The sequence below is a fragment of the Mycobacterium sp. genome, assembly GCF_049802695.1.
Classification (GTDB): Bacteria; Actinomycetota; Actinomycetes; order Mycobacteriales; family Mycobacteriaceae; genus Mycobacterium.
In genome coordinates this window covers 1-8909 of sequence record NZ_JBARMY010000098.1, presented here as the reverse complement: position 1 = coordinate 8909, position 8909 = coordinate 1, and the positions used below count along the sequence as shown (strand labels likewise).

Sequence of the window (8909 nt, the reverse complement as noted above, 5' to 3'; positions counted from 1 at the left end):
ACGGCAGTCTGACTACGCACCACGCCTGAGCGGAGGAATGGACCGATCCGCGGAAAATTTTTCAGGCAGTTCTGACGACAACGATGACGACATTCAGGCTTCCAGACACCCTCAACTACACCGGCGCCGGCGTCGGCGTCGGCGTCGGCGTCGGACTGATCATCACCGGGCTGACGCCCTAACCGCCGAACGCGCGACCGGCTGCGACCGCAGGCTGGTGTTTCCTGTGCTCAGGGCAGTTTGATTACGGAAACGTACATTTCGAGAGTCGGCCTATAGAGGTCGACATCATCGAGTTGGCTTCCCAGCATGACGGAGTCGGTGGTGGCGGCAAGCACCTGTGCGAATGTCAGTGGAGGGATCAGCAAGGCTCCGCCGAGCCGGTCGATGCCCTCGACGATGAACTTCGCGAGCGCCTTGACGACCTCTGATCTCTTGGCGGCCACCCGTTTTCTTGCATCGGGGTTGCGAATCAGGTAGAGGGTGAACTCGTGTCCCAACGCTGCATGCTCGGCACCGCGGTCACGGCTCAGCTGTTGCCAACGCTCGGCGATCTCATCGAGCTCGCGCGCCCCGATTTGGGTCGCTGTCGACATCACCTCGGCAAAGTTCTCGAAATAGCGACGCCAGTACCGGTCGCTCACTGCTAGAAAGAGGTCTTCCTTCGTCGAGAAGTGCTTGTAGATGGCACCTTTGGTGTAGCCGGCCGCGTGTGCGATGTCGTCGAGGGAAGCTGCCATGAAGCCCTTCTCGGCGAACACCTCCTCCGCTGCGTCCAGGAGAAGCGACCGGGTGTGCTCGACGCGTCGCTCGCGGGTCCAACGCTCAACCATGTCAGCGATTTTGTCACAGAATCTGAGATGCCTCTTGGTTGCTAAGATACTAGTTGGTATGTTGACGGCGGCTGGGCTGCCTCGGTAGAGGATTGATGTCCGCTCTGTCGACAAAAGATGTCTACGACGTTGGGCTTATCACCCACCCGCATATCAAATGCGATCGAGTTCGCGAACGCGGTACAACGACGATCCAGAAGGAGACAGTGTCATGACTGAACTGTCCAACAGGAAGAATGCGCCCTCTGTCACGGAGTCCCTCGGCGAAGTGGCGTCGCTCGGCGCCCAGGCTCACTCCAAGGCCCGGCCGGTGCGGATGTGGGCCATCGTCGGTGGTGCGATTCTCGCCTTTCAGCTATATGTATGGATCCGTTGGATCACCGGCCCTAATTTCGTGCGGGTGCCCACTGGGCCAAGCGATCCGCCGATGTTCATGAAGGTGATCCTTCTTACGTGGACGGCTGTCATCGTTGCGGGCTTACCGGTCGGCATTTATTACTTCATCGTCAGGCCCTGGCGGCGGGAGCGGCGAATCACGCTCGACGGCATGCTCCTGGTGGCCTGCGGCCTGATGTTTTTCCAGGATCCGCTGCTGAACTACATCAATACTTGGAGCACGTACAACACCTGGATGTTCAATCGGGGCTCGTGGGTGCAGAACATTCCGGGTTGGATGTCGTTTGGGAAACCGGGCCGCATGATGGCCGAGCCGCTCTTGATGAATGCGCCGGGTTACTCGTACGGAGTCCTGCTATGCACGATCCTTGGATGCTGGGTCATGCGCCGGGCCAAGTCGCGCTGGCCCAACATCAGCAACATTGGGTTGATCGGTGTTCTGATCGTATGGACGTTTTTATTCGATCTGGTCATCGAGGGCTTGTTCTTAATGCCGATGGGGCTTTTCACCTATCCCGGCGCAATCAGATCCCTGTCGATCAACGCCGGCACCTACTACCAATGGCCACTTTACGAAGGGCTCATGTGGGGTGGTGCGCAGGCGGGTCTGTGCGCCCTGCGCTACTTCACCGACGATCGTGGCCGGACATTCGTTGAACGGGGTCTCGAACGAGTCCAAGGCGGCTTTGCAAAGCAGCAATTCACCCGATTTCTGGCGGTCTTCGGGGCGTGCAGCATGTTCTTCTTCGTCTTCTACAACATTCCCGCACAGTGGTTCGCCACGCACCAGGACCCGTGGCCTCAGGACCTCCTGAAGCGGTCGTACTTCCTGATGGGCATCTGCGGTGACGGGACGGACCGACTTTGTCCTGATCCTGCTCTACCGATCCCTGGCAAAAACTCCGGCTACATCAATCCGGATGGCCGGCTTGTTCTTCCACCGGGTGTAGAGCTTCCGAAGACCGTTCCGTTCGATCGGGGAAAGTGATTTGTTGAATAGTCAACCCGCAGCTGTTCGCTCCGTTTCGGAGGCGCCCTTCTACCGGGCGGTCGGCGATGAAGTGGAGGTCTTCCGTGCAGCGGCGCGCCGCTGTCTGCCCGTGCTGTTGAAGGGTCCGACGGGGTGTGGGAAAACCCGCTTCGTGGAAGCGATGGCTGACGAGCTTGGCCGCGATCTCATTACCGTTGCGGGGCATGAGGATATGACGTCAGCAGATTTGGTGGGTCGGTTCCTGCTCAAGGGCGGCGAAACGGTCTGGGTGGATGGGCCTTTGACTCGCGCCGTGCGCGAGGGCGCCATCTTCTACCTGGACGAGGTGGTGGAGGCACGCCAGGACACCACTGTGGTCATCCATCCGCTCGCCGATCACCGCCGCGAGCTTCCGGTCGATCGGCTCGGCACGACATTGCGAGCGGCGCCAGGATTCCAGCTGGTGATCTCCTACAATCCCGGCTACCAGAGCGTCCTGAAGAATCTCAAGGAGTCGACCCGGCAGCGTTTCGTCGCCATCGAGCTCGACTTCCCCCCTGTTGAGATCGAGACGGAGGTAGTGGTCCACGAAGCCGGGATCGATTTCGACACGGCGAGCGCTTTGGTCAAGCTAGGTAACGCGATTCGAAATCTGGACGGCTCACCGCTTCGTGAAGTGTCCTCCACCCGGATGTTGATCCTCGCTGGGGGCCTCGTCGCTGAAGGGCTCAGCCTACGCAGTGCCGTCCAGGCGGCCGTCGTCCAAGCCCTCTCCGACGATCGGGATGTCGTGCTCGCCCTGGGTGAACTCGTCGATGCCGTTTTGCCCCGGACGTGAGCGCTTCCGATCCCAACAGCGCTGACCGGTTTCGACTCCTTGCCACCTTCATTGCCGGCAGGGCTGTCGGTATTGCGGAGGCACCCGCTGGGGAGCCAGCTCACACCAACGGTCAGGCAATCTTCGTTTCGGTAGGCGGTTCTGTCCCCGAGCAGCGCCGCGAGGTGCTTGTCCAGAGCGGGCTGCTCGGTGCGGGCAGCCTCGATCGGCGATTGGTGAAGGCTCTACGGGCACGTCCTGGGTTGGCGCGCCGCTACCTGGCACTGGAAGGTCGCCGAGTGCTTGCCGAGCTTGCCACGCACAACCCACTCGCTGCCGCTATTCTGCCCGCCGAGCCGGCGAGCACAGCAAGCGCCGATGAGTCGCTCGAGGTGGCCAGTGGGCGAGTGAAGGTCGCCGATCCACCGGAATGGTTCGGTGCCATCAAACCGTCCCGATTGCTGGCATGTTCTCCGGGACCGGGCGCGCAGGCTACCAATAAAGAGCTGCGCTTGGAGTTCGATCCCATCGACCTACCCGAGGCTGACGACGACGGCGACGACCAGGAGCAGTCCGGGGAAAGCAAAATCCTCAAGCTATTTGAAAATCCGCTCTTCAACTCACGGGCCCTCTCGGACTACTTCCGTAAGCTGTTCGGCAACTCGCGTGCTCCCGGGGACGGGGTTGCTGGCGCGGAGATGCAGGTTCGTTCCGTTCGGCGGGTCAACGCGGTCGGTGCCAATGCCCGGCCTCTGCCCACGCGAATACATTTTACCAATGACGGCAAGCCCGGCGCTGCCGTAGGCATAGGCGGCGCTCTCTACCCGGAGTGGGATGTCTACAACAACCGTTATCGGCCTGCGTGGTGCCGGGTCATTGACTTTCCGCTGACGGCCACCGCTGACGTCTCCGCCGCCGGTGTTCCGCACGACGATGTGCTGCGGCGTCGCTTGTCTCGTATCGGCCTCGGCCCCAGGGTTTTACGCGGCCGTCCGGAGGGCGACGACCTCGACATTGAGGCGCTCATCAATCTATTCGTCGATCTGCGCTCCGGCTACTCGCCGCCGGAAAACGTCTACCTGGAGCGCCGCAAACTCGCTCGCAATCTCGGCGTCTTCATCTTGCTCGATGCCTCCGGATCCGCTATCGATACCGATTCGGACGGCCTCGCCGTGCACGACCACCAGCGACGGGCGGCCTCAATATTAGCCGTCACGCTCGAAGAGCTTGGGGACCGCGTCGCCGTCTACGGATTTCGGTCCCAGGGCCGACACGCTGTCCAGCTGCATGCGATCAAAACGTTCGAACAATCTTTCGGCGCTGTCGGGCGAGCCCGACTCAACCAGCTCGAACCGTCGGGATACACACGCCTCGGCGCCGGCATCCGTGGTGCGGGCGAAATCCTCAAAACCGAGGCGGGCACCCCGAATCGGCTGCTGGTCGTCCTTTCCGATGGTTTCCCCTACGACGATGGCTACGAAGGCCGTTACGCCGAAGCCGACGCCTATAAGGCATTGGAAGAGCTCCGCACGGATGGCGTTGCCTGCCTTTGCCTTTCGATCGGCGCCGCTAGTACTATCGAGGTGCTCGAACGCGTCTTCGGCTCCGCCGGCCACGCCAGCGCCGCGACGCTGGCCGAATTGAGCCCACGGATGGATGAGTTGTTTTTATCTTCTCTGCGGGAACTTGCCGCGCCGAAACCTTCGCGAGGTTAGGTATGAAGGTGCTTGACGGGTGCGCTGGCCAATACCGGCCTTTCCACATCGGAGGCGTTCCTGGTAGACGGCCACGCCGTTGACCGAGCGCTACCTTCGCTAACTCCAAGGCGACCCGCCAGCGTTCTTTTTGCTCGTCATTTCATGTAACGGAATTCTCATCTTCGTGACGTGGAAACCGCGGATCAGCCATACGGATGGGAATTCGGTTACGGTGGTAGGTATTTGGTCCTGCATGCCGTCGCGATTTGCGCTGGGGCATCGGTGTCCAAGGAGCCGTTGTGATGTCGCGAACCGTCTTCACACGCCCGTCATATCGCGATCGATTTGGTGTCGAGGTAACTGTCGAGTCCTTCGGGGCCTAGTTCGCGGCCGTAGCCGCTGGCTTTGACGCCGCCGAACGGCGCAAGGGGATCCATAGTGTAGCCCTGGTTGATTCCGACGGTGCCGGTGCGGACCCGCGCGGCGATGGCCAGGGCTCGGTCGGTGTCGGCGGTCCATACCGATCCGGCCAGGCCGTAGTCGGAGTCGTTGGCGATGGTCACTGCATCGTCTTCGTCGCGGTAGGGGATGACGGTGATTACGGGTCCGAAGATCTCTTCGCGGGCAATGCGCATGGTGTTGTCGGCGGCGGCGAAGAGGGTGGGTTGGACGTACCAGCCGCGGTCGAGGCCGTCGGGCATGTCGGTGCCGCCGACCACCAGTTGCGCGCCTTCGTTTTGACCGATCTGGATGTAGTCTCGGACGCGCTGCTGCTGGCGGTGGGAGACCAGCGGGCCGATCTGGGTGTCGGGATCGGTGGGATCACCCACTCGAAGGCTCGTCATTTCGGACGCGAGTGCGTCGACGTATTCTTCGTGGCGGTGCGCGGGTGTCAGAACGCGGGTCAACGCGTTGCAGATTTGGCCGCTGTTGGAAAGGCTGGCCGAGCGCACTCCGGCGGCGACCTTCTCGGGTGCGGCGTCGTCGAGGATGATGGCGGCGGACTTGCCGCCGAGTTCGAGGCTGACCTTGGTGAGCTTGGCCCCACACGCTGCCGCGACGGCCCGCCCCGCGGCAGTTGATCCGGTGAACGACACCTTGTCCACGCCGGGGTGGGCGACCAGGAGTTCACCGACCGCACCGTCGCCCGGCAGTACAGTGACTACTCCCGGGGGTAGGTCGATTTGGTCGATCATTTCAGCCAAAAGCAATGCGTCAAGCGGGGATTCGGGGGCGGGCTTGAGCACTACCGTGCAGCCGGCCAGCAGCGCGGGCACCAGTTTGGTGATAATGAGGAACTGGGGCATGTTCCACGGCACGATCGCGGCGATTACGCCAACGGGTTGCTTGTGCACGAGCACATCGGCGCCGAAGAAACCGGGCCGGGTCTCGCGCCATTGGTGCCGTTCGGCGAGGTCGCAAAACGCGCGCATCATCATCGCGGGCAGCCCGACCTGGGCGCGCTGGGCAAAGGTGATGGGAGCACCGATCTCGGCGGTGATGGTGTTGGCCATCTCTGCGCGCCGTTGGTCGTAGACGTCGGCGAGCCGGCGGATCGCCGCGATGCGCTCCGGAGACTCGCAGCGGCCCCAGGGGCCGGTGTCAAAGGCCGCGCGCGCCGCATTGACGGCTGCGTCGACGTCGGCTGGCCCCGCGGCTGCGACCTCGGCGATGGATTGCTCGGTGTGCGGTGAGATGACTTTGAAGGCGTTGGCCTGCGTCAGCGCCGTGCGACCCCCTGCGATCTGGAACCCAAGGTTGCGATTCATCCCGGCCCTTCATCCTCCGCAGTATCAACTACTTGCGATTAGGCCGGTCAGCATATACCGTCGGCCCGACGGAGTCCTACGGATCACTGAAACGGGTGGCTGCGTAGCCATTCCCCATCCAGTATCGGAGGGATGGGTGTCTGACCGCCGGGGGTCCGTGTGAGATCGAAACGGACAGGAGCGGTGATGGCTCGATTCCCCAAGCCCCCGGAGGGCAGCTGGACGCAACATTACCCGGAATTGGGCACCGGGCCGGTGTCCTACCAGGACTCCATCAGCCCGCAGATCCACGACCTGGAGCGCGAAGCGATCTTCAAACGCGCCTGGCTGAATGTGGGTAGGGCCGAACAGCTTCCACGTAAAGGCAGCTACTTCACCAAGGAGCTCAAGGTCGTCAACACCTCGATAATCTTGGTGCGTACGACATCCGGGGAGATCAAGGCGTACCACAACGTCTGCCGGCACCGCGGCAACAAGCTGATGTGGAACGACATGCCGCTCGAGGAGACCAGCGGTGTCTGCCGCCAATTCACGTGCAAGTACCACGCCTGGCGTTATGACCTGGACGGCAACCTGACGTTCGTACAACAGGAGGAGGAGTTTTTCGATCTCGACAAGAGTCGCTACGGGCTGGTGTCGGTGCACTGCGATGTCTGGGAAGGCTTTATCTTCGTCAACTTCGCGAAACAGCCCGAGCAGTCGCTGCGCGAATTTATGGGGCCGATGGTCACGGGCCTGGAGGGGTATCCGTTCGGGAAGATGACCTCGCGCTGGTGCTACCGCTCGGAGGTAAAGGCGAACTGGAAGCTGTATATGGATGCTTTCCAGGAGTTCTATCACGCACCGGTGCTACATGCGAACCAGTCGCCGACGGCCTATTCGAAGGCGGCCGCCGAGGCGGGTTTCGAGGCCCCGCACTACCGTCTGGAAGGCCCGCACCGGCTGGTCAGCACGTCGGGTGTGCGGGCCTGGGAAATGTCGGCGGAGATGCGCAAGCCGATTGAGGACATCTGTCAGAGCGGACTGTTCGGACCTTGGGACAAGCCCGACTTGGGGGAGATGCCCGCCGGTCTGAATCCCGCGAAATGTGATCCGTGGGGCCTCGATTCATTTCAGTTGTTCCCCAACTTCGTCATCCTGTTCTGGGGTCAGGGCTGGTATCTGACGTACCACTACTGGCCCACGTCCTATAACAGCCACGTCTTCGAGGGCACGCTGTACTTCCCGCAGCCGCGTAGCCCGCGCGAGCGGGTCGCCCAGGAACTGGCGGCGGTGTCGTTCAAGGAATACGGGCTGCAGGACGCCAATACGCTGGAAGCGACCCAGAGCATGATCGAATCGCGCGCGGTCGACCGCTTCTTACTCAACGACCAGGAGATCTTGCTGCGTCACCTGCATAAAGAGACCGCGGCCTGGATCGAGGAGTACCTGCGGATGACCAGGGCAGGAGTGTGAACACGGTGTCTGCTTTGCTGCCAACCGAATTCGCCGACCTTGAGCCTTTCGCGCAGTGGTGCCTGCCCACCGAACCGGAGCGCTACGCCAAGAGGCTGGCGAGCTCGATGACCGAAATGAAGGCCTTTTACGACGCGATCACCCCGCGTGCCGAGGAAGCCATCGCTTACTGCGACAAGTTCCCTCTCGACGACTTGCCTGAGGACGTAATGAATTTGTTGCACCTGCTGTATTCGATGATCATGGTGTCGTTTCCGGCGGAGTGCTGGAAGCAGCCGCGCGTGCCCGATTCCGGTGCTTCCACCCTGGACTGCGTGTCTGAGCCCTTCCCGTGACCGGCGTGACCGTCCTGCGAGCCGCCCGCTGGGCTGATGTCGACGCCGGCAAGGTGCGCTCACCGGCGGTGGTAGTGGTCGACGGCGAGCGTATTACCGCGGTCAATCCCGAAGGGCCACTGCCGGATCCGAGCAGCGTGGTCGATCTTGGGGACGTCACGTTGCTGCCGGGTCTGATGGACATGGAACTCAACCTGCTTATCGGCGGCCCCGGCGGCCCCGAGGGTCTACCGGCGCCGATGCACGGAGTCCAAGACGACCCGGCGTATCGCACACTGCGCGGCGCGGTCAATGCGCGCACCACGCTCGAGGCCGGCTTTACCACCGTGCGAAACCTCGGGCTGATGGTCAAGACCGGCGGCTACCTGCTCGACGTCGCGCTGCAGCGGGCTATCGACCAGGGCTGGCATGCCGGTCCCCGGATCTATGCCGCAGGCCACGCGGTCACCCCCTACGGCGGGCACTTGGACCCGACGGTTTTTCAGCGGCTGGCGCCCGGGATCATGCCGCTATCTGTCGCGGAGGGTATCGCCAACGGCGTGCCCGACGTGATCGCCTGTGTGCGCTACCAAATTCGGCACGGCGCCAAGCTGATCAAGGTGTCGGCGTCCGGCGGGGTCATGTCGCACAGCACCGC

At 62.3% G+C, this 8909-nt stretch carries 7 protein-coding genes and 1 pseudogene; 6 read left to right on the top strand and 2 right to left on the bottom strand.

The genetic code is table 11. The features are described 5' to 3' along the window. Nucleotides 1-230 precede the first annotated feature (230 nt). Nucleotides 231-833 (bottom strand): TetR/AcrR family transcriptional regulator, encoded by a 603-nt coding sequence (locus WA317_RS03600; protein ID WP_425171734.1) that lies wholly within the window; start codon nt 831-833, stop codon nt 231-233. Between the two features lie 211 nt (nt 834-1044). Here WA317_RS03600 and WA317_RS03595 point away from each other — a divergent pair, with 211 nt between their 5' ends. Genes WA317_RS03595 through WA317_RS03585 form a run of 3 tightly spaced genes read left to right on the top strand, consistent with a single transcriptional unit; the run spans nt 1045 to nt 4731 of the window. After that, nucleotides 1045-2217 (top strand): spirocyclase AveC family protein, encoded by a 1173-nt coding sequence (locus WA317_RS03595; protein ID WP_425171733.1) that lies wholly within the window; start codon nt 1045-1047, stop codon nt 2215-2217. Between the two features lies 1 nt (nt 2218). After that, entirely contained in the window at nt 2219-3037 is an 819-nt protein-coding gene (locus tag WA317_RS03590) for a CbbQ/NirQ/NorQ/GpvN family protein (protein ID WP_425171732.1), read from the top strand. Continuing rightward, on the top strand, nt 3034-4731 hold the full coding sequence (locus tag WA317_RS03585) for a nitric oxide reductase activation protein NorD (RefSeq protein WP_425171731.1): 1698 nt from the start codon (nt 3034-3036) through the stop codon (nt 4729-4731). Before WA317_RS03590 ends, WA317_RS03585 begins: the two co-directional genes overlap by 4 nt. Before the next feature lie 311 nt (nt 4732-5042). Here WA317_RS03585 and WA317_RS03580 read toward each other — a convergent pair whose 3' ends face one another. Continuing rightward, nucleotides 5043-6482 (bottom strand): aldehyde dehydrogenase, encoded by a 1440-nt coding sequence (locus tag WA317_RS03580; protein ID WP_425171730.1) that lies wholly within the window; start codon nt 6480-6482, stop codon nt 5043-5045. Nucleotides 6483-6668: 186 nt separating this feature from the next. Between WA317_RS03580 and WA317_RS03575 the strand changes: the two genes are divergently transcribed. From WA317_RS03575 to WA317_RS03565, 3 genes and pseudogenes are all read left to right on the top strand, one after another. Beyond that, the gene (locus tag WA317_RS03575; protein ID WP_425171729.1) at nt 6669-7937 is read left to right on the top strand and encodes an aromatic ring-hydroxylating oxygenase subunit alpha; all 1269 of its coding nucleotides are present in this window, start codon (nt 6669-6671) and stop codon (nt 7935-7937) included. Beyond that, nucleotides 7934-8272 (top strand): hypothetical protein, encoded by a 339-nt coding sequence (locus tag WA317_RS03570; RefSeq protein ID WP_425171728.1) that lies wholly within the window; start codon nt 7934-7936, stop codon nt 8270-8272. The genes WA317_RS03575 and WA317_RS03570 overlap by 4 nt, the downstream gene beginning before the upstream one ends. Then, nucleotides 8269-8909: pseudogene (locus WA317_RS03565) on the top strand (amidohydrolase family protein); the annotation flags it as partial. The gene WA317_RS03570 and the pseudogene WA317_RS03565, both read left to right, overlap by 4 nt.